Source organism: Streptomyces sp. NPDC051662, assembly GCF_040681655.1.
Lineage (GTDB): Bacteria > Actinomycetota > Actinomycetes > Streptomycetales > Streptomycetaceae > Streptomyces.
On the sequence record NZ_JBFAZD010000003.1, the window covers coordinates 38,416 to 64,563 of the forward strand.

Genomic DNA, 26,148 nt, shown 5'->3' on the forward strand with positions numbered 1-26,148 from the left:
CGGATCTCGGACTACTCGTCCGGAATCCCCCTGGCGTCCTCCGCCACGAGCTTGGCCTCGATGTCCTCCCGCAGGGACTTCTTCGAGACCTTGCCCACGTTGGACAGCGGCAGGCCGGCCACCACCTCGACCCGCTCGGGAAGCTTGTACGTGGCCAGGCCCTGCCCCAACAGGAACTCGCCCAGCGACCGTACGGTCAGTGGCTGTCCGCCGGGCTCAAGGACGAGATAGGCGCATCCGCGTTCGCCCAGGACCTTGTCCGGCATGGCCACCAGGGCGGCGTTGGAAACGGCGGGGTGACGCATGATCAGTTCCTCGACCTCGTCGGCATGGATCTTCTCCACCCCGCGGTTGATCACATCCTTGATGCGGCCGTCGATCGAGTAGCAGGTCAGACCGTCGATGACATGGCGCCTGGCGAGGTCGCCCGTGCGGTAGAACCCGTCCGCGGTGAACGCCCGCGCGTTGTGCCGCTCCGCGCGGTAGTAGCCGCGGATCGTGTAGGGGCCGCGTACGCACAGTTCGCCGATCTCGCCGGGGCGGACCTCCGTCTCCTGGCCGGGCCGCAGGATGCGGATCTCGTCGGCGGGGGAGAGCGGCTGACCAACGGTGTGGTGCCGCACCCGTTCACCGGCGTGCGCGGGTGTGAGGAGGAACATCCCTTCCGCCATACCGAACTTCTGCCGCACGGCGATGCCCAGTTCGTCCCGCAGACGCTCGGCCACATCCTCGGCCAGCTTCTGTCCGCCGACGATGAAGTCATCGAGGGAGGAGAGATCGGCCGTCCTGGCGCGTGGGTGGTCGAGCAGCCGGATCGCCAGGGCGGGCGGCACCAGAGGGATCACCCGCGGGCGGGTCGCCTCGATCAGGTCGAGCACGGCGCCCGCGTCCGCCGAGGGGGCGAGCGCCAGTGTGGCGCCGCTGAGCAGCGCGGGCTGCAGGGCCAGAGCGATTCCCGCGTTGTGCATGATCGGGAGCGGATACAGCACCACGGTTCCCTTGCCCCAGCCCAGTGTCCGGGCCCAGACGCAGGCGTTGTAGGCGTTTTCCTCGTGCAGCCGGGGCGCGATCTTCGGCAGACCGGTGGTGCCTCCGGAGAGCTGGAAGACGGCGATCCGGCGAGGGTCACGGCGGTGGTACGGCAGAGCCTCGGAGGTGGCAGCCGCCCCGGACGCGAGCAGTTCTTCATACGTGACGAAGCCGGATACCCGGCCGCGGGCCACGACGACATCCTTGATGACACCACTGGCGACGAGCGCACGCGCGTTGTCGGGCAGCCGTCCGCGTCCGAAGTCGGCCTGCACGATGAGGCCACGGGCGCCGATGTGCTGGGCCAGCACGCTGATCTCCCGTACGCCGTGCTGCGGCAGTGTGCACACCGGCCGTACCCCGGCCAGCAGGCAGCCCAGATAGGACACGACGGTCTCGGCGACATTGCCCATCTGGAACATCACGGAGTCCCCGGGCCACAGGCCCGTCGACTCCAGCAGACCGGCGGCGAACCGCTGGGCTTCGCCGAAGAGTTCCTGGTAGGTCCGGACTCCCTCGGGAGTGATCAGTGCCGTGCGTTCGGCATGGGCGGACGCGGCGGACATCAGTTCCGCCGGCAGGGACCGGCCTGACCAGAGACCGGCCGCCCGGTAGTGGGCCTCGACGTCTGCCGGGTACGGAACGAGTCCCGGCTCGTCGACCTCACCGCCGGGGAACGTGTGCGCCGTTGTTTTCGCCATGTTCCGCAATCTAACGACACTCCCTCCGAAGGTCCACCCCGCGTGTCGAATTTTTGACGGCGATGTCATTTCGGCGTGGGGGCCCCTTGGGGGAGTGTGGCACGGGCTTACTCGACTTAGACGTCGATATTTCGACTATAACGTTGACAGGGTGGTGTGCCGGTCTCATTGTGGGAGGCGAGCCGTCTCGGCGGGCAGCGATGGAGCGAGGGACTGTCGCGTTCCCGGGGCATGTGACCAGCGAGGAGACGTTCATGTCGACCACACTCTTCGCGCCTTCCGGCGCGTGGAACGGCAAAATCTACAGCAACGGCTGGCAGGAGCCGGGGCTCGGGACCGAGCCGGTGACCGAGAAGGCCACGGGCGCCGTCCTTGGTCACACCGGGCTCGCCTCCGCGCACGACGTCGCGGCTGCCGCGGCGGCGGCGAAACAGGCGCAGGTCGCCTGGGCCCAGGTGCCCGCCCCTCAGCGTGGGGACATTCTGCGGAAGTTCTCGGAACTCCTCCTGGACCACGTGGACGAGATCGCCGAGATGCTCATGAGGGAGACCGGTGCCATTCGCTTCAAGGGGGAGTGGGAGGCGCGCATGACCGCCCGCGAGATCCTCGAAGCCGCCGCGCTCGGCAGCCGGCCGCAGGGCATCCTGGCGGCCAGCGCGGAACCGGGACGCCGCAGTGTCGCCCGCCGGATTCCGGTCGGGGTCGTCGGTGTCATCACGCCGTGGAACTCACCCCTTCTGCTGGCTGCCCGGGCCGTGGGCCCCGCGCTGGTGATGGGCAACGCGGTTCTCCTCAAGCCCGACATCCAGTCGCCGGTCTCCGGTGGCGTCGTCTTCGCGCGGCTCCTGGAGGAGGCCGGACTCCCCTCGGGGCTGCTGCACGTCCTGCCGGGCGCGATCGAGACCGGGCGGGCCCTGGTCAAGGACCCGGCGGTCGACATGGTGAGCTTCACGGGTTCGACCCGCGCGGGACGGGAGATCGGCTCCGTGGCGGGCGGCCTGCTCAAGCGGGTGTCCCTGGAGCTCGGGGGCAACAATCCCTACGTCGTGCTGGATGACGCGGACATCGAAGCCGCGACCAGCGCGGGCGCCTGGGGCTCCTTCTTCCACCAGGGGCAGATCTGCCTCACCGCCGGACGTCATCTCGTACATGAACGGATCGCGGACGCCTATACCGAGGCGCTGGTCAGGAAGGCCAAGGCGCTGGTGACCGGCGACCCGATGACCGAGGGCGTGACGGTGGGGCCGATCGTCAACGAGCGTCAGGCGGCACGCGTCGAACAGATCGTCGGCGACACCGTCTCCCAGGGAGCGCGCGTCCTTGTGGGCGGCTCCCGCGACGGGCTCTTCTTCGAACCGACCGTACTGACCGATGTCGCTCCGGGCATGCCGGCCTTCGACGAGGAGATCTTCGGCCCGGTCGCGCCCCTCACCACGTTCAGCACCGATGACGAGGCCATCGCCCTGGCCAACCGGACCGGCTACGGACTGGTGGCGGCGGTCGTCTCGGCGGACCAGGCCCGTGCCCAGCGGATCGCGGACAAGCTCCATTCGGGCATCGTCCACATCAATGACCAGACCGTGCTTCACGAGGTGTACGGGCCGATCGGCGGCATCGGCGCGTCCGGCAACGGCTTCAACCACAGCACACACACCAACGCCGACCAGTTCTCCGAATGGCAGTGGGTCACGAGCCGCGCCGAGATCCCCGAGTACCCGTTCTGACAGGCTCGCCGGTCCGGGAGTCCCCGGCGGCGGGGGCGGAAGCCGCGCGCCGCAGTACGTCCCGGCGCGCGCTGGTCACCCGTGACCTGTTGGAGAAGGCGACGCTCCTCTTCGCCGAGAAGGGATACGAAACAACCACCCTCCAGGATGTCGCCGCCGCCGTCGGCGTCTCGCGTACGGCCCTGTATCACTACGTGACCAGCAAGGAAGAGCTGCTCGCGATGCTGGTCGAGCAGCTGAGCCTCGGCCTGGCCGAGACGCTGGCCGCGTTGCGCGCCCGTACGGATCTGACCTCCGAGGGGAAGCTGCGCGAGCTGACCGACACGCTCGTGCGGCAGAGGGCGGAGTCCCCGCATCAGTTCAGAGTTCACGATCAGACCGAGTCGGTACTGCCGGATCCCCTGCGCTCCCGTCACCGCCAAGCGCGACGGGATGTGCTGGCCGCGCTCTCCGGTGTGATCGAAGAGGGCATCGACGCGGGGGAGTTCAGACCCCTCGATCCCCGCGTCGCGGCCTTCAGCGTCCTCGGCATGTGCAACTGGGTGGCCTGGTGGTACCACCCCGGCCCGGACTACGACATCGATTCCGTGGCCCGCCAGATCAGTCAGTCCGCCGTCGACATGGTCGCCGATGTCCACGCGCCACGTGGACGGGCGGATTCCGCGCGCTCCGCCCTGGCCGCGGCGCGGTCGAGCCTGGACGCGCTGGAGCGGCTGCTTCCCCCCGAGGGCTGACCCCTCTTCACGGCTCGCACCCTTGACAATCTGACGTCCGAGTCGAAAAATAGTCATGAGAGTCAATCAGAGGGAGCGCCCCATGCCTGCACCGATTCGGATCGGCCTCGTCGTACCCAGCTCGAATGTGACGGTCGAGACCGAGATGCCGCGGCTGCTCGGCCGGCTCCCCGATGCGGACTTCTCGTTCCATGCCAGCCGCATGCGCATGCACACGGTGTCGCCCGAGCAGCTGCGAGCGATGAACGCGCAGCGCGAACGGTGCGTCCTGGAACTGGGCGACGCGGGGGTCGACGCCGTCCTCTACGCCTGTCTGGTGGCGCTGATGGTCGGCGGACCGGGAGAACACCAGCGTGTCGAGTCCTCGATCAGCGAGCAACTCTCCACCGGTGGGGCGAACGCCGCGGTGCTGTCCAGCGCAGGCGCGCTGTCGGAAGGCCTGCGCGCCCTGAAGGCACGCAGGATCGCTCTGGTCACCCCGTACACGCTCCCACTGGCACGGAAAGTCGTCGCCTATCTGGAGGCGGAGGGGTTCGACGTCACCGACTGGCGGGCCCTCGAAGTCGAGGACAACGAAGAGGTCGGCCGCATCCCCGGGGAGCGGGTGATGAGTGCCGCGCGGGATCTGGACCTGGACGGAGTCGACGCCCTTGTCATCTCCGCCTGTGTGCAGATGCCCTCACTCGACCTCGTCCAGGCCGCGGAGGACGAGTTCGGCATTCCGGTCGTCTCGGCGGCGACGGCCGGCGCGTACACCCTGCTCAGAAAGCTCGGCCTGACCGTCGACATCCCCGGTGCCGGGAGCCTGCTCCGGGCGGACTCCCCGGTCGCCTGATGACTCGCCCGCACCCAGAGATCCGTATCCGCTACGCGTACGAGGAGGTCTGACATGAACCAGCCCGAGCACCGGGTCAAGGGCGTCGACCACGCCGCCTTCCCCACCTTCGACCCCGTTGGCACCGTGCACTTCTACCGCGATGTGCTGAAGTTCCCGGTCGTTCACTCGATCTGCGCCGCCGGCTGGGGCCCGGAGCGGCACCCGGACTTCATCCACTTCTTCTTCGACATCGGCAACGACGACCGCATCGCGTTCTTCTACTACTTCGGTTTCGAGCCCCCCGCCGGAGCCGGTGCCGCGGGTGACGTATACGCGACGTTCGCCGATGACGTGCCCCAGTTCTTCATCAACTCCCGCCACTTGGCCATCCATGTGGACAACGAGCGGGATCTGCTCGAATACCGCCGGCGTCTCGACGCGTCCCGGTGGCCCGTCGAGATGCAGGTCATGCACGAAACGATCGAGTCGATCTACACCCACGACCCGAACGGCTACATGGTCGAGATCACCCGCGCACTGCGGCCGGTCACACCGCAGGAAGACCTCGACGCCACCCTCACCGTCGACGCCCTGGTCGACGTGGCCTCGGGGCCTGAGCCCAGCATGGACAAGCTGCTCACCCGCAAGGCGGAGCTCATCGTCCAGCGAGCCGCGCGGTGGGAGGAAAGCAGTGGGAGGAAACCCGTCGACGCCGGGGAGGAGCTGACCCGGCGATGAGCACCTTCTTCGTCCTGGACGTCCCGGAGAACACCACGATTCCCGAGGTCGCCGCAGAGGACCCCGCTGTGCGGGTGGACAGGATCGGACCGTACTTCCGGATCACCTCACCCGGAACCATCGTCGTGGACCGCAGGGCCACAGGGTGCCGGCACGCCGTCTGGTACAGCGCGGTGGCCGGGCTCGTGGACTCCCGGATCACCCAGCAGGACAAGAACGCACTGCGTGTGGAAGCACGATGAACTCCTCTGGAGGCACGATGAGCTCCTCCGCCCGGCTGGGAGCCGGCCGGTACATCACCGCCCGCGCGATCCCCGGCTCGACAGTCTCCTCGCCGCACGAACTGACCACCGCGGACGGTGCGACGGTCACGGGAGTGCTGCGCGGTACCCCCGGCGCCCGCACGGTCGTCTGTCTGATGCATCCCCGCCAGGACTTCACCCACCATGTCCTGGTGCCCGAGCTGCTCGCCAGAGGAGCGGCGGTGTGGACGCAGGGGACGCGCTCGGTCAACAACGACCTCAACCTGCTTCACGAGCAGGCCGTTCTCGACATGGCCGCGGGCCAGGCGTTCCTCCGGAGCCGCGGTTTCGATCATGTGGTCACGCTCGGACACTCGGGCGGCGGCACACTCGCCGCGCTCTACCATGAGCAGGCAGGACTGCCCCCGGAGCGGAGGATTTCCCGTACCCCCGCCGGTCGCCCCGTCGACTTGGCCTGCGCCGATCTGCCGGTCCCGGACGCCGCCGTCTTCATGGCGCCCCATCCGGGCCAGGGCGCGCTGTTGCGGCGCCTGATCGATCCGTCGGTCATGGACGAGACCGACCCCCTGTCCGTCGACCCCGGTCTCGACCCGTACAGCGTGGCCAACGGCTTCGCCCCCGCTCCCCAAAGCTCCACCTACGCACCCGAGTTCGTCGAGCGCTACCGGGCGGCCCAGCGGGCCCGTATCGAGCGCGTCGACGCCCGCGCCCGGGAGCTGGCCGCGGAAGCGGCAGACGCGCGCAAGCAGTTCAAGCGGAGCGGCGACGCCGCCGACCGGCGACGGGCGCTGGCCCCGAGGATCATCACGGTCTACCGCACCGACGCGGACCTGCGCGGCGTCGACCAGAGCCTGGACGCCAACGAACGCCCCTACGGTTCACTCTTCGGCAGCCGGCCCGATCTCATCAACTACGGTCTCGTGGGGTTCGGGCGGCTGTCCACACCGGAAGCCTGGCTGTCCACCTGGTCCGCCGTATCGACCAACGCGGACTTCCTCCGCTGCGCACCCGGAGTCACCGCGCCCACGCTGCTGGTCGAACTCACCGGGGACCAGGCGTCCTTTCCACGGGACTCCGCGGCCATGCTGAGGAGCCTCGGCGCGGCGGACTTGACCCATCGCCGCGTACGCGGGCTGCACTTCGGCGGCCCCATCGCACTCGGTGAGCCGACCGGCAGCGGTCTGGCGGCCGAGGCGATCGGCGCGTGGCTGGCCGAACGGTTCCCGCTCGCTGTCTGACAGCCGACCTGGACATGCCGACCTGGCCTGTCCGGCCTCCTCGCCTACGATCTCAGGCATGGCCAAAGCAAAGACACCCGAAACCGGGCGCCGGAGTACCGCGCGGCGCTCACTCGTCACGCGTGACGTCCTGGAGAAGGCGACCCAGCTGTTCGCGGAAAAGGGATACGAGACCACCACCCTCCAGGACATCGCCGAGGCGGTGGGAGTCTCTCGGACCGCGCTCTACCACTACGTCTCCAGCAAGGAACAGTTGCTGGAGATGCTCGTGGAGCGGATCGGCTTCGCGCTCGCCGAGGAAGTGGTCAGCCTGCGCGCCCGTACCGATCTCTCCCACGAGGGAAAGCTGCGTGAACTCACGGACCTGCTCGTACGTCAGCGGGCCGCCTCACCCAGTCAGTTCCGGGTGCTCGACCAGTCCGAGTCGATGCTCCCGGAGCCCTGGCAGGTCCGTCACCGCGAGGCGCGGCGCCAAGTGCTCGCGGAGCTGTCCGGAGTGATCGAAGACGGCATCGCCGCAGGGGAGTTCAAGCCACTGGACCCCCGCGTGGCCGCCTTCAGTGTGCTCGGCATGTGCAACTGGGTGGCGTGGTGGTACCACGCAGGTCCCGACTACGACGTGGACGCGATCGCCAGGCAGATCACCCAGTCCGCCATCGACATGCTTGTCGTCGAAGGCGCTCGCGGGCCGGACGACTCGGTCCGCTCCGCCCTCATGATGGCGCGATCGAGCCTCGACGCTCTCGAACGGCTGCTGCCCGGCGAGGGATGACACCCGCGGGCCGGCGTGACACCCCGGCGTGGCCCGCCGGGGGCGGTGCGCCGTCATCAACTCCTCGACAGTGCGTGGTTACCACGTGGAATCCCCGCGCAGCACCACATCGGCGCCTCCGTCGAGGAAGATGGTCTGCCCCGTCATATGGCCGTTCTTCCCGCTCGCGAGCCAGGCCAGCAGTTCCGCGGCCGCCACGGGCTCATAGGGTCCGCCCAGAGGCATCGGGCTGCCGGCCTCGATGCGGAGCCTGGTCTCCTCGTCCTCGAAGAGCCGCTTGAGGAGTTCGGTGCGGACCAGGCCGGGGGCGACCGCGTTGAGCGGAATGCCCGCGCCGGCCCATTCCGCGTCGACGGCGTGCCGGCGGATCCACCGTGACAGGGCCCGCTTGGTCGTCCCGTACACCTGCTCCGCGACGGCGGCACGGGCCAGGGCGTCCTCTTCCTTCCCGTCCAGCATGAAGTCCAGCAGTCGCTGGTCGAACGGGTGGACCGAGGTGATCGAGGAGACGGCGACAACGCGGGGAGCGGGCGAATCGCGGAGCAGCGGGCGCAGGCCGTCCATGGTGGCGATCGCGCCGTAGTAGTTGATCGCGACGGTGGCCGGTCCCGCGATGTCGACGCCCGCCACGGCCAGGATCGCGTCGATCGTGCCGCCGCTGAGGGCGGTCACCCGCTCGACCAGGGCGGTACGGCCCTCGGGCGTCGAGAGGTCGGCGATCACATCGGCGTCGCGGAGATCCACCCCGATGACGCGGTGCCCCTGGGTCTCCAGGAGCTGCTTGGTCGCCAGACCGATACCGGAGGCGGAACCGGTGACGACATGGATCCGCGGCGCGTCCGAGGCGGCGCCGCTCGCGCTGAGAGCATCACTGTTCGTCATGCTTGTAAAAATATCGACGTCAATGTCGACAGTCAAGTGGAAGGCGCGCGGCTGGTTCGAACCGGCGTGGACAGCGCACCGGCGTGGACGGCGCACTGGGGGGTGGGCGCTCCACGCGAACGATCCGTTCGCACTCCGCGCGCTCTACCGACGGCCATGGGCCGCGGCAATGATGAGCGGACCGCAAGTGATTCAGGCGACTCCGCACACCTGCCCCTCGGCAGGTGGACACGCGGTGGAAGGAATCCATCTTGTTGCTTCTCATCTCCCCGGACAGCGTCGAGGAGGCCCTTGACTGCGCGAAGGCGGCGGAGCACCTCGACATCGTCGATGTCAAGAAGCCCGACGAGGGCTCGCTCGGCGCGAACTTCCCGTGGGTCATCAGGGAGATCCGCGAAGCCGTCCCGGCGGACAAGCCGGTGTCCGCCACGGTAGGAGACGTACCGTACAAGCCCGGCACGGTGGCTCAGGCGGCGCTCGGCGCGGCCGTCTCCGGAGCCACGTACATCAAGGTCGGCCTCTACGGATGCACGACGCCCCAACAGGCCATCGATGTCATGCGAGGCGTCGTCAGGGCGGTGAAGGACTATCGGCCGGACGCGTTCGTCGTCGCCTCGGGCTACGCCGACGCCCACCGGATCGGCTGCGTCAATCCGCTGGCACTGCCCGACATCGCCGTCCGCTCCGGCTCAGACGCGGCCATGCTCGACACCGCGATCAAGGACGGGACACGGCTGTTCGACCACGTTCCGCCTGACGTCTGCGCGGAGTTCGTCCGGCTGGCCCACGAGGCCGGTCTGCTCGCCGCCCTCGCGGGCAGCGTCAAGGTGGGTGACCTCGGCGAGCTGACCCGTATCGGTACGGACATCGTGGGCGTGCGCGGCGCGGTCTGCGAGGGCGGCGACCGCGACACCGGAAGGATTCAGCCGCAGTTGGTGGCCGCCTTCCGGGCGGAGATGGACCGGCATGCCCAGGAGTACGCGGCTGCCGTCGCCGCGAACTGACCGCCGGTATGCCCACACGTCAGCCCGGTCGCACGCCCGGGGCGCGCGGCGGGCGCTTCGCCGTTCTCGATCCGGCCACGGGTGAGGTCTTCGACGAGGCGCCCGACCAGCGGCCGGACGAGTTGGACGCCGTCGTCGACCGGGCCCACGAGGCCTGGCGCGGCTGGCGGGCCGACCCCGTCGCCCGTACCGCCGCGTTGCTCACAGCAGCCGACGCGGTGGAGGCGGCCGGGGCCGACCTCGCTCCGCTGCTCACCCGTGAACAGGGCAAACCCCTGGCCGAGTCGTACGCGGAGATCGCCCGCACGGCGGCCCGCCTGCGCTACTTCGCCGAGCTGGACCCCGGATCCCAGCCGATCACGGACGGCCGGCCGGTACGCGGCGAGATCCGCTGGCGACCGCTCGGGCCCGTCGCCGCGATCGTTCCGTGGAACTTTCCTCTCCAGCTCGCGTCGGCGAAGTTCGCGCCCGCGCTCGCCGCGGGCAACACGATGGTGCTCAAGCCCTCCCCGTTCACCCCTCTTGCCACGCGGCTGCTGGCGTCCGTCATCTCCACCGCCCTCCCCGAGGACGTACTGACGATCGTCACCGGTCGTGAACCCCTCGGCGCACGGCTCGCGTCCCATCCTGGGATACGCCATGTGACCTTCACCGGTTCGATTCCGACCGGACGGGCCGTCGCGGAGGGCGCGGCGGCCTCGCTCGCCCGGGTCACGCTGGAGCTGGGCGGTAACGACGCGGCCATCCTGCTGGAGGACGTGGAGGTGGAGCGGATCGCGGACCGGCTGTTCTGGGCGGCGTTCCGTAACTGCGGACAGGTCTGCATGGCGGTCAAGCGCGTCTATGCCCCGGCCCGGATCTACCCCCAGGTGGTCGAGGCCCTCGCGGCGCGCGCGAAGACCGCCGTCGTCGGAGCAGGGCTCGACCCGGGCTCGCAGCTCGGGCCGGTCAACAACGCCCCCCAACTGGCCCGGGTCGAGCGCTACACGTCCCGGGCCCTGGCGGACGGCGCCCGAGCCGTGGCAGGTGGCCACCGGCTCGACCGGCCGGGCTATTTCTTCGCCCCGACGATCCTGGCCGATGTCCCGCCCGACAGCCCGGTGGTGACGGAGGAGCAATTCGGTCCGGTCCTGCCTGTGCTGCCGTACGGGAGCCTCGACGAAGCCATCGACGCGGCCAATGACACCGGCTTCGGGCTGGGCGGCTCGGTATGGGGGACCGACCTCGACCGGGCCGAGGCGGTGGCCGACCGGCTGGAGTGCGGGACGGCATGGCTCAACCACCACGCCGAACTGTCCCTCGCTCAGCCCTTCGCGGGCATCAAGGAGAGCGGTGTCGGCGTCGCGGGCGGGCCGTGGGGGCTCTACGGGAATCTCAGACCGTTCGTCGTGCACCGTCCGGAGGAGGCGTGACCTTGAGGTTCGGCGCGGCGGTACTGCGCTCGTACGAGAGCCGTTTCGCCGTCGAGGAGGTGATCCTGGAGTCGGGGCCTGCCGACGGCGAGATCCTGGTCAGGATCGAGGGCTGCGGGATGTGCCGGACCGATCTCGCGGTCCGGCGTTCGGACGGCCGCACACCGCTGCCCGCGGTCCTGGGGCACGAGGGGGCCGGGGTCGTGGTGGAGACGGGCGGCCCGGACACAGGTCTGAGCATCGGCGACCATGTCGTGCTGAGCTTCGACTCCTGCGGACACTGCCGGAACTGCCTGGGCGCCGCCCCCGCCTACTGCGACTCCTTCGCCTCGCTCAACCTCTTCGGAGGGCGTGCGGAGAGCGCGGCGCGGTTCACCGACGCGGCCGGGGGCGAACTGGCCCCCCGGTGGTTCGGCCAGTCCTCGTTCGCCGAGTACGCGATGGTCCCGGCCCGCAACGCCGTCCGGGTCGATCCCGTACTGCCCATCGAGCTGCTCGGTCCGCTGGGCTGCGGCTTCCTCACCGGCGCCGGAGCGGTCTTGAACTCCTTCGGCGCGGGCCCCGGCGACACCGTCGCGATCTTCGGCGCGGGAGCGGTGGGCCTGGCCGCGGCGATGGCGGCCACCGCCGCGGGGGCGGTGGCCGTGGCCGTCGACCGGCACCCCGAACGGCTGGCCCTCGCGGAGCGGTTCGGCGCGATCCCGCTGCACGCCGCATCGGCCGGGCTGCCGGATCGCGTCCAGCGGCTGACCGACGGCGGCGCGCGGTACGCGCTGGACACCACCGGCTCCGCCCGGCTGATCAACGACGCGCTCCGGTCACTGCGCCCGACCGGTCACCTCGGTCTGGTGGCCCGGCTCCACACCGTGCTGCCGCTGGAACCCGGGGCACTGGACCGGGGCCGGGGAATCTCCCATATCTGCGAGGGGGACGCGGTGCCGGGGCTGTTGATTCCCCGGCTGACCGGACTGTGGCAGGCCGGGCTGTTCCCCTTCGACGAGCTGATCCGTACGTACCCGCTCGCCGACATCAACGAGGCCGAACGCGACTGCGACGCGGGCCGCGTGGTCAAACCCGTCCTGATTCCGGAGCGGACGAGCCGGTAAGCCGATGAGCCGCTGCGCCGACGAGTGGATGAGCCGATGAGTGGATGAGCGAGACGTGCGACGCCGTGCGTCGGGCCGTCCGACGGCAGCGTTACGGCCGGGGCTTGTTCGCGAACACCCATCGGTTGCCCGCCAGCGCGTCGTTCCGCTCGGGCAGCGGCCCGCGTCCGTGCCGACGGGTGAAGTCGAAGGGGGTGTGGACCGAGGTGGTCCAGCCCTTGCTCGCCAGATCACCCGCGGAGTCGGGTCGCGGCTCTCCGTCGAACAGGGTGAGCAGGTCGATGCCGATCTGGTTCCTCGTCGCGGTGTAGAGCGGGCTGTCGCGGTATTCCAGCAGGTTCTTCTCAAGCTTGACCTCGAATGCCAGAGCGCTTCCCGCTGCGCTCAACCGGTCCATCGTGTCGATGAGATACGTCTCGGTGGCGCTGGGCAGATAGAACAGCAACCCCTCGGCCAGCCAGACGCTGGGCGCGGCCGTGTCGAAGCCGGCGTCGATGAGCGCGCCGACCCAGTCGCCGCGCAGATCGATCGGGATCGGTACGCGTGCCGCCTTCGGGGTGGCCGACAGCCCGCCGAGTACTTTGTGCTTGAACGCCAGCACGCCTTCCCTGTCGATCTCGAAGATCACGCGGCCGGCAGGCCAGTCGAGCCGGAACGCCCGCGAGTCCAACCCCGCCCCGAGCAGGACCACTTGGCGGGCGCCCGCGTGCACCGACCGGAGAAGGAAGTCGTCGAGGACCCTCGTCCGCAGACCGAAGTACCGTGCGAATCGCCCCCACAGCGGGTTCGCGTCCCCGCCCGGAGCCTGTTGCACACGGACCGGCCACCCCGCGGACGCCGGCGCGGCGAGTACGAAGTGCTCCGCGTAGACGTCCCGCGCCAGGCTGTCGTGGCGGTGGGTCTCGATCGCCCGTGCCGCGGCGACCAGGAGAGCGGTCAGGCCGACACCTCCTTCCACTCCTTCCACACCGGTGTTCCGATGCGCTGTGCCGGCCATGTGTCCTCCCTTGAGGCGAGTTGAGACCACGAGCAGCGAGGAAACTGTCCAGCCGACGAGGGCCCCTTCGTATGAAGAAGCCACAAGCATTCACTCGAACAGGTGGATATCGCCCAAGTGGCCCCGGGTAGCCACGAAGTGTGCTGTCCGCCGGGTGGTGGGTATTCATACATTTCAGTCTTCTGAGTGGCGAGTGAGCAGATTTCTCGACATGTCAACTGGGTTCACGCGTAATGGAGTTGCGTGTGTGCTGGTACTGCGAGGCAGGCCCAGGCAGACGCGTCCAGATGGAGGGTCGTCCAAGGAAGGAGAAGAAGCATGTCTGAGAACGACGAACTGTTCGAGGAGATGGCGCTGCCCATGGCGGAAGAGACGTTTGCCGGGCACAGCTGTCTGTCGGCCGTCGCCGCGGCCGACACCGAAGTCGAGGACGAGTAAGAAGCAACAGAGGCATCCTCCCGCCGCCCCACCGAGCGGGAGGATGCCGCCCCCCTCTCCCTTCCCCTTCCACTTCCGCTCCCTCCCCCTGACGCTTCATCAAGAAGGCGGACCGCTTTGGACACACACGCTGCCTCCTCGCTCGCACCACCATCCGTTCCGCTCACGACCCGGCGGGATGTCCGGCTCGTCGCGCGCGGCGACCATCTGTATGTCTGCGCGAGCACCGGCATGCTGCGGCTGGCGCCCCCTCCGGCCGACCCTCGGAGCGCGGGTCCCCGGGAGGCGGCTCCCCGGGAGGCCGGTCCCCAGGAGGACAGGGACGGGCATCTCCTTCTTGACGCCCTGCCCGAGCGGGTGGTCCAAGGGCTCCACGCCCGCGGCCTGGTCCACCAAGGGGGTGAGCGGGAGGCCCACCCGCTGTATGCCGCCGGTGGCGACGGATCCGAGGACCATGTGGTGGCCGTCGCCGACGGCGCTCTCGGGGAGGGAGTCTCGGCGCTGCTTCGACGGGCCGGGGTGAGCATGGCCTCGGTCGACCCTCCGCGGGCCGGAGCCCAGGCCCCGGCCGTCGCGGTCCTGCCGTTGTCCTTGCCGGAGTCCGTGCTCCAGCGATGGGCCGAGGTGTCGATGGACAGTGGCATGCCCCTGGTCGTCCATCTGAGCACCCCGAAGCGGCTGCTGTCCGCCACCCTCACACCGCCCCACACCCCCTGCCCGGTGTGTCTCGTGCGCCGTATCCGCGCGAACCACGTCTGGCAGGCGGTGGCCGATCTGCCGCTCGACGTGCTGCTGGGGGCGGCCGACAGCGACGCGTGGCCCACCACCGCCATCGCCTCCGGGCTGCTGGCTCATGAGACCCTCAGGCTCCTCAGCGGCCGACCGGGACCGGGGCGTGGCATCCTCACCGAATTCGACCACCAGGAGCTGGAGCGCACCCGGCACACCCTGTTCCATACCCCCGGCTGTCCCGCCTGCTCCTCACGCGCCCGTACGCCACGGCGCGACGAGACCGGCGACACCGACGTCCGCGCCTGCTGGGAGCGGATGCGCGGTGCCGTCGACCCGCTGACCGGACTGGTGCTGGAACTCCGCGTGGACGACGGGGCAGGAGAAGAAGGCGACACGACCTACGCGCGCACCGCCGGACGCACCACGACGAGCTGGTTCTCCCCGGTGGACGCCGAGGCACGTGGAGGGGCCGTCAAGAGCGATCCGGTCACCGCCCGGGTCTGCGCCGTGGGCGAGACCATGGAGCGCTACGCGGCCGGAGTCTATGGTCGCGACCAGCTCGTGCGAGCCTCTTTCACCGATCTCGGCGACGAGGCCGTCGACCCCCGTGATCTGCCCTTGGGCTCGGCCAAGGAGTACGCAGACCACCCTCGCTACGGCCCCTTCGAACCGGACACCGCGATCGACTGGGTGCGTGGACACTCCTTGACGACGGGCAGGACGCGGTACGTACCGGCCTGCGCGGTCTATCTGCCGTACCGGTTCCCCAAGGGCCACCGGGCGTGGTTCGACCCCATCTCCACCGGGCTGGCCGCGGGCAGTTGTTACGAACACGCGGTACTGGCCGGGCTGATGGAGGTCGTCGAGCGGGACGCGAGCGTGGTGTTCTGGGAGAACCGCCTCACCCTGCCCAGTCTGGACCTGACGAGCCTGCCGGACGGAGTACCGCGTCGCATCGTCGACAGGCTCACCGCCGCGGGCGTCGCGGTCACCGGCAAGGACCTCACCACCGACCTCGGTATCCCGGCCTTCGCCATCCGCTGCCAGGAGGACACGGAACGGCGGCCGGTGACCGTACACGCCGCCCGGGCGGACCTGGATCCCCACGCGGCCCTGCTCGGCGCCCTCGAAGAGGCATGTCTCGGCCGCGCCGGCGCGGCCACCTGGCAGAAAGAGCTCGACGCCGGTGCCCGAATCCCCGCCGCGGACGCCGCGTTGGACACGCTCAGGGACTTCAGCCTCTACTACTGGGACCACGACCGGGCACGGCACCTGGAGTTCTGGCACGACGGCCCCTCACGGCCCGTCCCGCCGCCCAGGCCCTCCCAAGGGTTCCGGGCGGATGTCGACGAAGCGGTTCGGCGCCTGGCGGCGCGGGGGTATGAGGCCATCAGCGTGGACATCACCCCCATCGACGTCGCCGAGTGCGGTGTATCGGTCGTGCGTTCCCTGGTGCCGGGCCTGTGCCCGATTACCCTGCGCAGCGACTTCCACCGGCGGGGCGGCCCTCGTGTCTTCCGGGCACCAGTGGCCATGGGCGTACGCACGGCCCCCCTCGGCGAGGACGAACTCAACCCCCTGCCGCTGCCGTTCCTCTGAGATTCCCCCCGAGGCACCGGACACGCTCAGGAAGGACCCACACCGCGTGGACACGCGAACGCTCTTCCGCCGAAACCCCGACCTGCTGCTGGAGTGGGACGAGCACTCCGGGTCTGTGCTCGTCGACTCCCGCAGCGGCCGGAAATTCGTCGCCAAGCCCGAACTGGTCGATCTGCTGCAGCGACTCGACGGTCCACTGACGGCGGACGAACTCAACGCCCGGTGGCCGCACCAGTCGGACGCCGACACGACCCGGACACTGCTCGAACGGCTGGCCTCCGCGGGCATCGTCCGCCATGACGGCAAGGAGGACGCCGAACCCGCCGCCGACGGCCTGACACCGTACGAACGCGCCTGCCACGCACAGGCCGGGCGCGGGCCCCTGCCCGGCACACAGCGCGGCACACCGCCGCCGGCCCGACTGCGCCACCCCGAGGCCACCGGGACCGTTGCCCTGCCGGATGCTCACGATCTGCCGAGCCGCACGCTCGCGGAGGTGCTCGCCGAGCGGCGCAGTATCCGCGACTTCGCGGCCGAACCGATGCCGTTGAGACTCCTCGCCGCGTTCCTTGACCGGTCCGCGCGGGTGCGTGGTTACCTGCCACCGCGGTCCTACGAGCAGACACAGCGCCCCGCGCCGTCCGGTGGCGCCCGGCACAGCCTGGAGATCTACTTGATCGCCCGCGACGTGGAGCGGCTACCACCCGGGGCGTACCACTACGACGCGTTCGACCACGCGCTGCACCGGCTGTCCGACTGGAACGACGACCTCGCCGCGCTCCAGGACCGGACCATCACCCTCCCGGCGCTGCTGAACGACGCGCCCCCGGCCGGGCTCTACCTCGCTTCCCGCGCGGACCGTACGGGCTGGAAGTACGCGGGGATGGCGCTGAGCATGATCTACCGCGACACCGGCTGTCTGCTGCAGACCATGTGCCTGACGGCCACCGATCTCGGCCTGGCGTCGTGCCCGACCGGACGGATGGAGGTGCCGGTATCGGCTCCCTTCCTCCAGTCGTACGAGCAGCGGCTCCTTCACGTCGGAAACCTGGCGCTGGGCCTTCCCGGCGTCCTCTCGGACAGCCCGACGGCGGTACAGGGCACTCGCTGAGGGCGTCGAGGTCATAGGCGCGCCGTGGGTGGGAAGATCATCCGGACCGTCAGTCCGCCGTGCGGATTCGCGCTCGCCCGTGTGTCCGCGTCGTGGGCCCGTGCGATCGACGCGACGATCGAAAGGCCCAGCCCCGCGCTGTCCCCCCGGCCGTGGCGGCGTTCCGCCGCTCGTCGGAACGGCTCGAAGAGGAGCGGTACGTCTGTGGACGGCACCATGGGACCGGTGTTGTCGACTTCGATGGCGTTCGATCCGACGCGTACCCGGACGGTGCCGCCGGGGTGGTTGTAGCGGATGCCGTTGGAGACGAGGTTGTACACGGCGTGTTCGAGCAGGATGGGGTCACCCTCGACGGACAGCGGCTCCGCTGCCAGGTCCAGGGCGACCGAGCACCGGGCCGCCTCCTCCCGAAGTCCCTCCGTGCAGTGGGCCGTGATCTCGTGGAGTCGGACTCGTTCGCGGCGCGACAGTTCCCGGTCGGAGACCGCGAGCAGGAGAAGGCCCTCGATCAGTCGCTCGCTCCCGTCGGCGTTCTCGATCAGCTTGCGCCGCATATGGGCGACCTTCTCCGGTGGTGGGTCGTTCGCGAGGCCGATCTCGGCGGCGGCGCGTTGGACCGTGACGGCGGTGCGTAGTTCGTGCGCGGCATTGGCGGCGAACCGTTGCCGGGCCGCGACCAGATGCTCGATCCGGTCGAGCATCTGGTCGAAGGTGTCGGCGAGTTCCTTGAGTTCGCCGGGCGGTGACCGGAGTGCGAGCCGTTCGTGCAGGTTCTCTTCGGAGAGTCGTCGGGCCCTGGCGGTGATGACGCCGACGGGGTGGAGCACCCGGCCGGCCATCCACCAGGCCAGCGCGGCGGAGACGACCGCGAACGCGACCAGGGAGAGGCCGGAGACGGTGAGCAGACGGCTCAGAGCCGCGTCCCCGGCGACCTGGCTCACCGTCTCGGCGACTCGGGTTCCGTCGTCGGCAGGTGTGCCCACCGTGTTCAGCGGGGCCGTCTTCTCGGCCGCGTCCACGCCGGGGTGAAGTGTGAGGGAGACCGCGGCGACCGCGCGACCGATCTGGGATTCGAGGCTCTGCTTCAGCAGGAGGTACACGAGGCCGGTCAGCAATATGCCGGCGAGCATGAGGAGTCCGGTGTAGAGGGCGGTCAGCCGGGCCCTTTCGCTGTTCACCGGCTCGCCCGGAGGCGATAGCCGCAGCCGGGGACCGTTTCGACCACGGGAGGGTCGCCGAGCTTGGCCCGGAGTTTGGAGAGGGTGACGCGGACCGCGTTCGTGCGGTAGCTGGTGCCCTCTTCCCACACCTGCTCGATCAGGTCGTCGCCGCTGACGACCGCGCCGTCGGCCCGCATCAGTGTCTCAAGCACGGCGAACTCCTTGCGGGACAGGGCGAGGAAGCGGCCGTCCCTGGTGACCTGGCGCCGGGCGGTGTCCAGGACAAGTCCGGCCCGTTCGATGACCGGAGGCAGCGCGGGCCAGGCACGGCGTCCCAGGGCGAGGACGCGCGCGAGGAGTTCGTCGTAGACGAACGGCTTGGCGAGGTAGTCGTCCGAGCCCAGGCCGAGGCCGTGCACCCGGTCCCGTACGTCGCCGGCCGCGGTGAGCATCAGGATGCGGGTGAGCAGTCCCTGCCGTACGACGCTGCGGCATACCTCGTCGCCGTGCAGCCCCGGCAGATCGCGGTCGAGAATGAGGACGTCGTACGCCCCGGACCGCAGCTTGTCCAGCGCGGTCAGGCCGTCGTACGCCACGTCTACGGCGATGGCGTCGTGCCGCAGGCCGTCCGCGACTGTCTCGGCCAGGAATTCCTCGTCGTCCACCAGCAGTACCCGCATGGGCCCATTGTGTGCACAACGCGGGGTTTCGTCGTTGTAAACCGAATCGTTGAGAGAAACGAAAGGCGGGATCACGGCACTCTCAGGGCGTTCGCACAGATCACACCATTGACGTCCAGGAGATCGCCGTGCAGAAGCAGAACTCGCTCCCGAAGCGAGTCGTCCGGAGTGCCTCACCACAGCTGTCCGTCCGTGAGCGCCCAGGCCGGAGGCGTCGCCATGTCGCCGCCGCTTGCTGCGTGGCCGTGCTGGCCCTGTTCGGCACGGCGTGCTCGAACAGTGGGGACTCGAAGGACTCCGGGGCCTCGAACGCGAAGACCGCGGCCGACAAGGCCCTGGAGTACCGCAAGTGTCTGCGCGACAACGGGCTGGACATGCCTGAGCCGAGTGAGGGCACGGCCGCGGATCCGGGAATCCAGCTCGGCGGCGGCAACAGCAACGCGACAGTGGAGAAGGCTCTCAAGGCGTGCAAGGACAAGGCTCCCGCCGGCGACGCCGACAGCCAGGAGTCGCAGGCCGACAAGGACAAGCAGCTGAAGTACCGCAAGTGCATGCGTGAGCACGGCCAGGACATGCCGGACCCCAAGGAGGGGCAGGCGCAGCCGCTGCCCGAGCGGAAGAGCGGGGCTGAGGCGAAGAAGTTCGAGGAAGCGAGTAAGGCGTGTGAAGGCGAACTTCGATGAAGCGCGGGAACGTCATCCTGGCCGCACTCTCGCTGCTGGCCGTGGCGGGCGGCTCCACCGCGTTCGTCGCCCTGACCTCTTCCGATGACAGCGGCACGCCACGGGACTCCGGGCTGCCGCCGGCCACCGCCGCCGTCGAACGGGAGAACCTCAGCGAGAGCGTGCTGGCCGACGGGACCATCGGTTATGCGGGCAAGCGGAAATTCAACGCGACTGCCGCGGGCGTCCTGACCTGGACCGCGAAGGCCGGCTCAACGGTTCAGCGGAACGGCTGGTTGTACGCGGTCGACGGCGGGAAGGTCCGGCTGATGTACGGCTCCGAACCGATGTACCGGATGCTCAAGGCCGGCACCGAGGGCGGGGACGTACGGCAGTTGGAGGAGAACCTCGCCGCTCTCGGCTATACGGGCTTCACCGTTGACGACGAGTACACCGACCTCACCGCCCGCGCCGTCAAGCGCTGGCAGAAGGCGAACGGCGACAAGCAGACCGGCACCCTGGGCCCGGAAGACATCGCCTTCGCGTCCGGTGCCGTCCGGATCGAGAGCGCAGACATCTCCGTGGGCGACCTGACGGCACCCGGGCAGGCCGTACTGACCGCGACCGGTCCCAGCCGCGTCATCACCGTGCGACTCGACGTGGAGGAGAGCGCGTCCGTCAAGAAGGGCGACAGTGTGACCGTCACCCTGCCGGACGGCAGTTCCGCACCGGGCAGGATCACCACCGTCGGCACCCAGGCCAAGCCGGGCAGCGACCCGGACGACGACTCCCCGAAGATCACCCTCAAGGTCACCCTGGACAGAGCGGACAAGACCGGTGCTCTGGACCAGGCGCCTGTCACCGTGCGCTTCGTGGGGGAGACACGCGAGGGCGTCCTCACCGTGCCCATCGAGGCACTGCTCGCCCTGCCGGACAAGGGCTTCGGACTCCAGGTCGTCGAGCACGGCAAGGCCCGTGAAGTACGGGTCGAACTCGGCCTCTTCGCCCAGGGCCGGGTGGAAGTCACCGGCGACGGGGTGCGCCCCGGTACGAAGGTGGGGGTGCCGAAAGTATGACGCGTGTCGTCGACCTCAAGGGCGTCACCAAGCGGTACGCGGGTGGCGTCATGGCGCTGCGCGGCGTGGACCTGACCATCGAGAAGGGCGAACTGGTCGGCATTGTCGGGCCGTCCGGCTCCGGAAAGTCCACACTGCTGCACATCATCGGCACCCTGGACCGGCCCACCTCCGGGTCGGTCTCCATCGCCGGGTTCGATGTCCCGGCCCTGTCCGACCGTGAACTGTCCGCCCTGCGCGCACGCCATGTGGGATTCGTCTTCCAGGCGTTCCACCTGGTGCCGGGTATCAGTGCGATGGACAACGTGGCGGAGGGGCTGCTCTACTCCGGGCTGCCACGCGCCGAACGGCGCAGGCGGGCCGCCGACGCACTGGAACGTGTCGGTCTCGCCGACCGCCGAGGACACCGGCCGCACGAGTTGTCCGGGGGACAGAAGCAGCGGGTCGCCATCGCACGTGCCGTCGTCGGCGCCCCCGAACTGCTGCTGGCGGACGAGCCGACAGGCGCGCTGGACTCGGTGTCGGGCGAGTCGGTGATGAGGCTGCTGTACGACCTGAGCGCGACGGGGGCGACCATCGCCATCATCACGCACGACCTTGAGGTCGCGGCACGCCTGCCCAGGCAAGTGCGGCTGCGCGACGGCGAGGTGGTCCAGGACGTGAGGGGTGGCGTAGGGGAGGGCGGCGCGGGGACGCGCCGACGGGACGGCGAGGGAACGGGCGTACCGGGCGGCACCCCGCCTGACGCACCGCCTGACGTACGGGATGGCGCGTCGCCCGGCCTGGCCAACGACGCCTGGAGCGGCTCCTGATGGCCCGCCGCAAGCTCAGACCGGCCCGGCTCAGCCCGCGCGACGTCCTCCACGTCGGCTCCGGCGGTATGCGCAGCCGCCCGCTGCGCGTCGTGCTCTCCGCGCTGGGTATCGCCATAGGCATCGCCACCATGATCGCGGTGGTCGGCATCTCCGCGTCGAGCAAGGAGCAGCTGTTGCAGCGGCTCGACAGACTGGGCACGAACATGCTGGTGGCGGAGCCCGGAGAGTCGATGTTCGCGGGGGAGGACGTCAAGCTGCCCAGACACTCCGTCGGTGTGGTGAGCCGTATCGACGGGGTGGAGCAGGCGGGCGCGACCGGCACCGTCAAAGGGTCCGTACGCCGCAACGAGAAGGTGTCCGAGGACGAGACCGGCGGCATCAGCGTCCGGGCCGCGTCCGAAGGGCTGTTGAAGGTCGTACGGGGCGAGGTCGGCAGCGGAAGCTGGCTCAACAAGGCCAATAGCCGCTATCCGGCCGTCGTACTCGGCCATGTCTCCGCGCGGCGCCTCGGTATCGGCGCGGCGGGGCAGCAGGTCTGGCTGGGCAACCGCTACTTCACGGTCGTCGGCATCCTCGAACCGCTGCCCCTGGCTCCGGAACTCGAACGCGCGGCCCTGGTGGGCTGGGAGGCCGCCGAGCGGTTCCTCGGCTTCGACGGCCATCCGACCGCGGTGTACGAGCGCTCGACGAACGACACCGTCGAGAACGTCCGCGATCTGCTCGCTGCCGGCATCGACCCGCAGAACCCGCAGAACATCAAGATCACCGACCCGTCCGCCAAGCTACAGGCGCAGGCCGCGATGGAGGGGGCGTTCAGCAGCCTGCTCCTCGGGCTCGGCAGTATCGCCCTTCTCGTCGGGGGAGTCGGAGTCGCCAACACCATGATCATTTCGGTGCTGGAGAGACGGTTCGAGATCGGTCTGCGGCGTTCGCTCGGCGCGTCACGGGGCCAGATCCGTATCCAGTTCATCACGGAGTCGCTGCTGCTGTCCGGCCTCGGCGGCCTGGCCGGCGTCCTGCTGGGCGCCGCGATGACGGGGATCTTCGCACGCGTCGACGGGCTGCCGTGGGTGGTTCCGTTGTGGGCCGTCGGAGGCGGATTCGGAGCGACGCTGGTCATCGGGACGGTCGCGGGGCTCTATCCGGCGGTGCGTGCGGCCCGCCTCTCGCCGACGCTGGCGCTCCACGCGGCGTAGCACCGGAACCCTCCTCGGCCCTCGGCACGGTGTGTGACCCCACTTGGGCGGGTCACACACCGTGCCGCCGCGCGCCCGCGCGCCGCGGTGAGCGCCATTTCCGGGCCCCGATGAGCGGGCCGAGATCTTCGCGAGGCCGTCGCGGTCCGATTCGCTCCCACGCGTCCGGCGCCTGAGTGCCCCTCATGAGGGGCCCCTGACCAGGAACTTAGACTATTTCTTTACCTAAGCTTGGTCATCCTTGTACCTTGGGAGTCCCACGCCAGAGGGAGGAACCCAGGTTGGACGTCTCCATGACCATGTGGGTACTCACAGTCGTAGGACTGTGCGTACTCATCGCGGCCGACTTCTTCATCGGCGGCCGAAAGCCGCACGAAGTCTCGATGAAGGAAGCGGGCACCTGGTCGATCGTCTGGATCGCCCTCGCGTCCCTCTTCGGCGCCGGCCTGCTGATCTGGGGCGACGGACAGGCATCCGGTGAGTTCTTCGCGGGCTACATCACCGAGAAGTCACTCAGCGTCGACAACCTCTTCGTCTTCGTCCTGATCATGGCCAAGTTCTCCGTCCCCTCCATCTATCAGCAGCGCGTACTGATGATCGGCGTACTCATCGCACTCATCCTGCGCGCCGTCTTCATCGCCGTCGGCGCCGCCGCCATCAGCACCTTCGCCTGGGTCTTCTACATCTTCGGCGCCTTCCTCATCTGGACCGCCTGGAAATTCATCCAGGAAGCACGGGCCGAGGAGGAAGAGGACTGGGAACCCGGCCGCCTCATGCAGGCCATCCAGCGCCGCGTGCCCTCCACCGACACCTGGCACGGCACCAAGGTGACCATCCGCGAGAACGGCAAACGCCTGGTCACCCCCATGCTGATCGTCATGCTGGCGATCGGCATCACGGACGTACTCTTCGCCGTGGACTCCATCCCGGCGATCTTCGGCCTCACGCAGGACCCCTACATCGTCTTCACAGCCAACGCCTTCGCCCTCATGGGCCTGCGCCAGCTGTACTTCCTCATCGTCGGACTCCTCAAGAAGCTCGCCCACCTCGCCTACGGCCTCTCCGTCATCCTCGCCTTCATCGGCGTCAAGCTCGTCCTGCACGGCCTCCACGAGACAACAAGCCTCCACGTGCCGGAAATCTCCATCCCCGTCTCACTGGGCGTCATCTGCGGCGTACTGGTCATCACCACCATCACCAGCCTGATCGCCGCGAAGAACACATCGAAGACGGCCACAGAGACGGCCACAGAGACAGCCGCGGAGACACCGGCGGAGAACACCGAGGACGGCCGGACGAAGCCGACCGACAGGGCCGACGCCCAGAACTGAGCCCTTTTCACATCAGTCCGGCCGCCCCAGCAACGATGCTGGGGCGGCCGGTTCCCTTAGGCGATCGCGAACTTGGCGACGTACTCGTCGAAGGGTTCGATGCCGACTTCCGCGCGGAGTTCGTCCATGCGCTCGGGCTCCTCGCAAGGCCACGGGATCGGTGCCCCGTCCTTCACACCGGCGATCTGAGTGCCGTAGATCTGCTCGCGGCCCTCATTGACCCGTGTGCGGTCGAGCAGAAAAGCGAGCTCGCGGGGGCCGGCCGAGCCCGCCGACACCGCCTGCCGCATCAGCTGGAGGGCGCGCCGCTGGATGTCGAGCTGCCGGTCGGCGTGCTGAGCGATCAGCCACGCCGCGCGTGCGGCCTCCTCGCCGACCAGTTCCGCCGTCGGCCAGCCGTACTCGGCCATGATCTCGCCGAGCCGGTCACCGTGGCGTGCGGTCAGCCGCCGCCACTCCAACTGCTCGGCCGGATCATCGCTGTTCGCGCGGATCGAGGACTGGTGGTCGGCCGCGGCCATGTCCTTGAGTTCCACCGCCAGCGCGGCGATGTCGTGCGCCATGCTCGACTCCTTTGTGTTGTGTCGGTGTGTTGTGCTCGTTGACCGCAACTCTAAAGGGGCAAATCCACTATAAAGATCATTCCGGAGAACGGTGACAAGCACCTGCGCGCACCTGGATAATGGATCTATACCCGGAGCCGGAGCCGGACCGCTGTGGCGCAGCCGGGCACCTGTTGGCTGTTGGCTGTTGTGGGTGTGTCAGGGGTTGGTGATCTCTGCGATGACTGTGGCCGCTGGGGGGAGTTCGGCGATGTCGGCTGCGATGTGCTGGGCGTGGTGGCGGTAGGTGTGGTGTGTGAGTACCGCTGTTACGGCCGGGGAGATCTCAGGTGGCGAGTCGACGGTGATCGAGGCTCCTGACGCGGCGGCGCGGGCGGCGTTGATGGGTTGGTCGGCGCCTTGGGGCCAGAGCACCATGGGGAGACCGCGTGTGAGGCTGCCGGTGATGGTGCCGATGCCTCCGGCGCCGACTACGAGGTCGGCTTTTTCGAGTAGTTGGTCCAGGGGGATGAAGGGTACGTACCGCACGTTCGTCGAGTCGGTTGGGGCGGTCTGGTTCGCGGTGGGGTGCCTGAGGGATGAGCCGAGTGTGGCGATCACGTTGGCTCCGGTGTCCGCGACGGCTGCCACTGCGGCGGAGAGGGTGTCCGGGTCGGAGAAGATGGTGCCCAGGGTGACGAGTGCTGTGGGTTTGTCGCGTTCGTCGAAGTCGGGCAGGTCGAGGGTGATGTCCTTGGGGCGGCGGTGGGCCTGGGGCCGGACTGTCCGTACCGGGGTGAGGGGGGACCAGTGCGGGTCCTGCAGTTGCCGTGGGCTGGGGTCGATGTAGCTTGAGGCGGTGACGGGGTGAAGGTGGAGCGGCTCGTAGCGGGCCGAGGCCGCGCGTTCGATCTCATCGGTGATCACGGCGGGCAGTGAGGGGCCGATGCCGGCTTGGTGCCAGGGGGTGCCGAGATGGGCGGCGACGAGCGGGCCGACCGCGTCGAACGGCTCGGCGAGGATCAGGTCCGGAGCCCATTGGGTGGCTTGGGTGATGCTGTCCTCGGCGGCGAGGTCGAGGCGGGCGCCGCCGAAGATCTCACCGATGGTTGAGGGTGTCGGACGGAACACGTCGGCACCGGTGCGGCGGCCCGCCTCCGCGGAGAACACGTCCGGCATCACGCCCGCGGCGAGGAACTCCACCTCCGGAGGGAGTTCCTCGCCGACCGCGGCCCGGAACTCCGCACTCGACAGCAGTCCCACGGTATGCCCGGCACTGACCGCCGCCTGCATGAGCGGGACCAAGGGCAGTATGTGACCAAAGGCGGGGGTAGCGCTGAACAACAGTTTCATGAACATCCTCGGAGCTGTCCGAACTGACTCGGTGAC

The 26,148-nt window shown here is 69.3% G+C and carries 25 protein-coding genes; 18 read left to right on the top strand and 7 right to left on the bottom strand.

Going from position 1 to position 26,148, the window contains the following annotated elements:
• Positions 1-11: 11 nt before the first annotated feature.
• Positions 12-1,730: an AMP-binding protein gene (locus tag AB0M67_RS05665; protein WP_365742967.1), complete on the bottom strand. Its 1,719-nt coding sequence runs from the start codon at positions 1,728-1,730 to the stop codon at positions 12-14.
• A gap of 254 nt (positions 1,731-1,984) precedes the next feature.
• On the opposite strand from AB0M67_RS05665, the gene AB0M67_RS05670 reads away from it, so the two are divergent.
• From AB0M67_RS05670 to AB0M67_RS05700, 7 genes are all read left to right on the top strand, one after another.
• Positions 1,985-3,454, top strand: a complete 1,470-nt coding sequence (locus AB0M67_RS05670) for a benzaldehyde dehydrogenase (protein ID WP_365742969.1) — start codon at positions 1,985-1,987, stop codon at positions 3,452-3,454.
• An 89-nt stretch (positions 3,455-3,543) separates the two neighbouring features.
• Positions 3,544-4,188 (top strand): TetR/AcrR family transcriptional regulator, encoded by a 645-nt coding sequence (locus tag AB0M67_RS05675; RefSeq protein WP_365742972.1) that lies wholly within the window; start codon positions 3,544-3,546, stop codon positions 4,186-4,188.
• Positions 4,189-4,270: 82 nt separating this feature from the next.
• Positions 4,271-5,023 (top strand): Asp/Glu racemase, encoded by a 753-nt coding sequence (locus tag AB0M67_RS05680; RefSeq protein WP_365742974.1) that lies wholly within the window; start codon positions 4,271-4,273, stop codon positions 5,021-5,023.
• 54 nt (positions 5,024-5,077) lie between these two features.
• Positions 5,078-5,743 carry a VOC family protein gene (locus AB0M67_RS05685; RefSeq protein ID WP_365742976.1) on the top strand — a complete coding sequence of 222 codons (666 nt, stop codon included), beginning with the start codon at positions 5,078-5,080 and terminating at the stop codon, positions 5,741-5,743.
• Positions 5,740-5,985 carry a hypothetical protein gene (locus AB0M67_RS05690; protein WP_365742979.1) on the top strand — a complete coding sequence of 82 codons (246 nt, stop codon included), beginning with the start codon at positions 5,740-5,742 and terminating at the stop codon, positions 5,983-5,985. Before AB0M67_RS05685 ends, AB0M67_RS05690 begins: the two co-directional genes overlap by 4 nt.
• A 17-nt stretch (positions 5,986-6,002) precedes the next feature.
• Positions 6,003-7,244 (top strand): hypothetical protein, encoded by a 1,242-nt coding sequence (locus tag AB0M67_RS05695; protein ID WP_365742981.1) that lies wholly within the window; start codon positions 6,003-6,005, stop codon positions 7,242-7,244.
• Positions 7,245-7,302: 58 nt separating this feature from the next.
• A complete protein-coding gene (locus AB0M67_RS05700; protein WP_365742983.1) occupies positions 7,303-8,016 on the top strand; it encodes a TetR/AcrR family transcriptional regulator in 714 nt (237 codons plus the stop codon).
• Between the two features lie 78 nt (positions 8,017-8,094).
• Here AB0M67_RS05700 and AB0M67_RS05705 read toward each other — a convergent pair whose 3' ends face one another.
• The gene (locus tag AB0M67_RS05705) at positions 8,095-8,898 is read right to left on the bottom strand and encodes an SDR family oxidoreductase (RefSeq protein WP_365742985.1); all 804 of its coding nucleotides are present in this window, start codon (positions 8,896-8,898) and stop codon (positions 8,095-8,097) included.
• Between the two features lie 251 nt (positions 8,899-9,149).
• Between AB0M67_RS05705 and AB0M67_RS05710 the strand changes: the two genes are divergently transcribed.
• The 3 genes from AB0M67_RS05710 to AB0M67_RS05720 are packed head-to-tail and all read left to right on the top strand — an operon-like array spanning position 9,150 to position 12,420.
• Positions 9,150-9,902 carry a (5-formylfuran-3-yl)methyl phosphate synthase gene (locus tag AB0M67_RS05710; protein ID WP_365742987.1) on the top strand — a complete coding sequence of 251 codons (753 nt, stop codon included), beginning with the start codon at positions 9,150-9,152 and terminating at the stop codon, positions 9,900-9,902.
• 8 nt (positions 9,903-9,910) lie between these two features.
• Positions 9,911-11,314, top strand: coding sequence for an aldehyde dehydrogenase family protein (locus tag AB0M67_RS05715; RefSeq protein WP_365742989.1), 1,404 nt, complete (start codon positions 9,911-9,913; stop codon positions 11,312-11,314).
• Positions 11,315-11,316: 2 nt separating this feature from the next.
• Complete coding sequence (locus AB0M67_RS05720; RefSeq protein ID WP_365743689.1) at positions 11,317-12,420, top strand: NAD(P)-dependent alcohol dehydrogenase; 1,104 nt, start codon at positions 11,317-11,319, stop codon at positions 12,418-12,420.
• Between the two features lie 91 nt (positions 12,421-12,511).
• On the opposite strand, the gene AB0M67_RS05725 is transcribed toward AB0M67_RS05720, so the two are convergent.
• On the bottom strand, positions 12,512-13,417 hold the full coding sequence (locus AB0M67_RS05725) for a class I SAM-dependent methyltransferase (protein WP_365742991.1): 906 nt from the start codon (positions 13,415-13,417) through the stop codon (positions 12,512-12,514).
• A 318-nt stretch (positions 13,418-13,735) separates the two neighbouring features.
• Here AB0M67_RS05725 and AB0M67_RS05730 point away from each other — a divergent pair, with 318 nt between their 5' ends.
• The 3 genes from AB0M67_RS05730 (at position 13,736) to AB0M67_RS05740 (ending at position 17,297) form a co-directional block, all read left to right on the top strand.
• Entirely contained in the window at positions 13,736-13,855 is a 120-nt protein-coding gene (locus AB0M67_RS05730; protein WP_249950289.1) for an azolemycin family RiPP peptide, read from the top strand.
• 117 nt (positions 13,856-13,972) lie between these two features.
• Positions 13,973-16,186, top strand: a complete 2,214-nt coding sequence (locus AB0M67_RS05735; protein WP_365742993.1) for a TOMM precursor leader peptide-binding protein — start codon at positions 13,973-13,975, stop codon at positions 16,184-16,186.
• A 46-nt stretch (positions 16,187-16,232) separates the two neighbouring features.
• Positions 16,233-17,297 carry a SagB/ThcOx family dehydrogenase gene (locus tag AB0M67_RS05740; protein WP_365742995.1) on the top strand — a complete coding sequence of 355 codons (1,065 nt, stop codon included), beginning with the start codon at positions 16,233-16,235 and terminating at the stop codon, positions 17,295-17,297.
• A gap of 11 nt (positions 17,298-17,308) precedes the next feature.
• On the opposite strand, the gene AB0M67_RS05745 is transcribed toward AB0M67_RS05740, so the two are convergent.
• Positions 17,309-18,475, bottom strand: a complete 1,167-nt coding sequence (locus AB0M67_RS05745; protein WP_365742997.1) for an ATP-binding protein — start codon at positions 18,473-18,475, stop codon at positions 17,309-17,311.
• The gene (locus AB0M67_RS05750) at positions 18,472-19,137 is read right to left on the bottom strand and encodes a response regulator transcription factor (RefSeq protein ID WP_365742999.1); all 666 of its coding nucleotides are present in this window, start codon (positions 19,135-19,137) and stop codon (positions 18,472-18,474) included. The genes AB0M67_RS05745 and AB0M67_RS05750 overlap by 4 nt, the downstream gene beginning before the upstream one ends.
• Positions 19,138-19,265: 128 nt before the next feature.
• Between AB0M67_RS05750 and AB0M67_RS05755 the strand changes: the two genes are divergently transcribed.
• The 5 genes from AB0M67_RS05755 (at position 19,266) to AB0M67_RS05775 (ending at position 24,217) form a co-directional block, all read left to right on the top strand.
• The gene (locus tag AB0M67_RS05755) at positions 19,266-19,820 is read left to right on the top strand and encodes a hypothetical protein (protein ID WP_365743001.1); all 555 of its coding nucleotides are present in this window, start codon (positions 19,266-19,268) and stop codon (positions 19,818-19,820) included.
• Positions 19,817-20,875, top strand: coding sequence for a peptidoglycan-binding protein (locus AB0M67_RS05760; RefSeq protein ID WP_365743004.1), 1,059 nt, complete (start codon positions 19,817-19,819; stop codon positions 20,873-20,875). The genes AB0M67_RS05755 and AB0M67_RS05760 overlap by 4 nt, the downstream gene beginning before the upstream one ends.
• A complete protein-coding gene (locus AB0M67_RS05765) occupies positions 20,872-21,687 on the top strand; it encodes an ABC transporter ATP-binding protein (RefSeq protein ID WP_365743006.1) in 816 nt (271 codons plus the stop codon). Before AB0M67_RS05760 ends, AB0M67_RS05765 begins: the two co-directional genes overlap by 4 nt.
• On the top strand, positions 21,687-22,886 hold the full coding sequence (locus tag AB0M67_RS05770) for an ABC transporter permease (RefSeq protein WP_365743008.1): 1,200 nt from the start codon (positions 21,687-21,689) through the stop codon (positions 22,884-22,886). The genes AB0M67_RS05765 and AB0M67_RS05770 overlap by 1 nt, the downstream gene beginning before the upstream one ends.
• A 281-nt stretch (positions 22,887-23,167) precedes the next feature.
• On the top strand, positions 23,168-24,217 hold the full coding sequence (locus AB0M67_RS05775) for a TerC family protein (RefSeq protein ID WP_365743010.1): 1,050 nt from the start codon (positions 23,168-23,170) through the stop codon (positions 24,215-24,217).
• A 56-nt stretch (positions 24,218-24,273) separates the two neighbouring features.
• Here AB0M67_RS05775 and AB0M67_RS05780 read toward each other — a convergent pair whose 3' ends face one another.
• Complete coding sequence (locus AB0M67_RS05780; protein ID WP_365743012.1) at positions 24,274-24,780, bottom strand: DUF6624 domain-containing protein; 507 nt, start codon at positions 24,778-24,780, stop codon at positions 24,274-24,276.
• A gap of 198 nt (positions 24,781-24,978) precedes the next feature.
• Positions 24,979-26,112 carry a nucleotide disphospho-sugar-binding domain-containing protein gene (locus AB0M67_RS05785; RefSeq protein WP_365743014.1) on the bottom strand — a complete coding sequence of 378 codons (1,134 nt, stop codon included), beginning with the start codon at positions 26,110-26,112 and terminating at the stop codon, positions 24,979-24,981.
• Positions 26,113-26,148: the final 36 nt, after the last annotated feature.

Excerpts from the sequence above, each read along its gene's own strand:
- AB0M67_RS05670 (WP_365742969.1), top strand. The coding sequence starts at position 1,985 with ATGTCGACCACACTCTTCGCGCCTTCCGGCGCGTGGAACGGCAAAATC.
- AB0M67_RS05685 (WP_365742976.1), top strand. The coding sequence starts at position 5,078 with ATGAACCAGCCCGAGCACCGGGTCAAGGGCGTCGACCACGCCGCCTTC.
- AB0M67_RS05700 (WP_365742983.1), top strand. The coding sequence starts at position 7,303 with ATGGCCAAAGCAAAGACACCCGAAACCGGGCGCCGGAGTACCGCGCGG.
- AB0M67_RS05730 (WP_249950289.1), top strand. The coding sequence starts at position 13,736 with ATGTCTGAGAACGACGAACTGTTCGAGGAGATGGCGCTGCCCATGGCG.
- AB0M67_RS05770 (WP_365743008.1), top strand. The coding sequence starts at position 21,687 with ATGGCCCGCCGCAAGCTCAGACCGGCCCGGCTCAGCCCGCGCGACGTC.
- AB0M67_RS05765 (WP_365743006.1), top strand. The coding sequence starts at position 20,872 with ATGACGCGTGTCGTCGACCTCAAGGGCGTCACCAAGCGGTACGCGGGT.
- AB0M67_RS05665 (WP_365742967.1), bottom strand. The coding sequence starts at position 1,730 with ATGGCGAAAACAACGGCGCACACGTTCCCCGGCGGTGAGGTCGACGAG.
- AB0M67_RS05785 (WP_365743014.1), bottom strand. The coding sequence starts at position 26,112 with ATGAAACTGTTGTTCAGCGCTACCCCCGCCTTTGGTCACATACTGCCC.
- AB0M67_RS05680 (WP_365742974.1), top strand. The coding sequence starts at position 4,271 with ATGCCTGCACCGATTCGGATCGGCCTCGTCGTACCCAGCTCGAATGTG.
- AB0M67_RS05715 (WP_365742989.1), top strand. The coding sequence starts at position 9,911 with ATGCCCACACGTCAGCCCGGTCGCACGCCCGGGGCGCGCGGCGGGCGC.
- AB0M67_RS05690 (WP_365742979.1), top strand. The coding sequence starts at position 5,740 with ATGAGCACCTTCTTCGTCCTGGACGTCCCGGAGAACACCACGATTCCC.
- AB0M67_RS05780 (WP_365743012.1), bottom strand. The coding sequence starts at position 24,780 with ATGGCGCACGACATCGCCGCGCTGGCGGTGGAACTCAAGGACATGGCC.
- AB0M67_RS05725 (WP_365742991.1), bottom strand. The coding sequence starts at position 13,417 with ATGGCCGGCACAGCGCATCGGAACACCGGTGTGGAAGGAGTGGAAGGA.
- AB0M67_RS05705 (WP_365742985.1), bottom strand. The coding sequence starts at position 8,898 with ATGACGAACAGTGATGCTCTCAGCGCGAGCGGCGCCGCCTCGGACGCG.
- AB0M67_RS05750 (WP_365742999.1), bottom strand. The coding sequence starts at position 19,137 with ATGCGGGTACTGCTGGTGGACGACGAGGAATTCCTGGCCGAGACAGTC.
- AB0M67_RS05695 (WP_365742981.1), top strand. The coding sequence starts at position 6,003 with ATGAGCTCCTCCGCCCGGCTGGGAGCCGGCCGGTACATCACCGCCCGC.
- AB0M67_RS05760 (WP_365743004.1), top strand. The coding sequence starts at position 19,817 with ATGAAGCGCGGGAACGTCATCCTGGCCGCACTCTCGCTGCTGGCCGTG.